General features: G+C 61.4%; 1 pseudogene. It reads right to left on the reverse strand.

Features of this window, described 5'->3' with window-relative positions:
- Positions 1–732: pseudogene (locus BG61_RS38685) on the reverse strand (alpha/beta fold hydrolase); the annotation flags it as partial.
- Positions 733–795: the final 63 nt, after the last annotated feature.

Here is a 795-nt window from a genome sequence, read left to right on the forward strand (position 1 = left end):
GATTTCACCGCCTAGCGCGTAATGCACCATGTGACCCGCTCCAGGGGCAACGACCAGGCTGCTGTGAGCCAGCTCGCGATGCAGCCGGGCCGAATGTGATTCTGGGTCAACGACTTTGTCACCCGCGCCCGCGAAAATGCTTACCGGTATCTCGAACTCGGGATAGTGTGGGCGAAAATGTGCCGCCGCCGGAATCATGAAGGCGGCATCCTCCGCCTCTGCCCGGATCTGTAGCGGACGAAGCATCATTTCGCGGGACATGACATCGAAAAAATCCTCGGGCGTCGGCGCCGGCGCGAACATCGCTTCCACCGTGCGCTTCAATAACAGGCGGGCGGCCAGCGGCGACACCGTGTAACGCAAAGCGTCGCCCAGCAGAGGAAGCGCCGCTGGCGCGGTCAGTGCGACGTCCAGACGAGCGGTCGGATAGTAGTAGCCAGAAATCAATACCAGCCCCCGTACGTCCGCAGCTACGTCGACCGCCATTCCAAGTGCGACCAGCGTGCCCCAGGAATGTCCGACGACTACCGGTCGCTCCACGTCGATCTGTGTGAGCGCCTTTTGCAACAGTGCCGCCTGAGCTTATGCGGTCCACAGGCGGTCCCGTGGCCGCTTGCTGTGGCCGAAGCCTGGGCGGTCGAATGCGATCACTCGGTGACGCTCCGCCAACCGGTCCAATAAGCCGCTGCCGATGAAGTCCTGTAATAGCACGGTATTTCCATGTAGCAGCACAACGGGCGATCCTTCTCCCTTCTCAACGTAATGCAGTCGGACGCCGTCGACATCGATAAAGCG

This window comes from Caballeronia glathei, assembly GCF_000698595.1.
GTDB classification, from domain to species: domain Bacteria; phylum Pseudomonadota; class Gammaproteobacteria; order Burkholderiales; family Burkholderiaceae; genus Caballeronia; species Caballeronia glathei.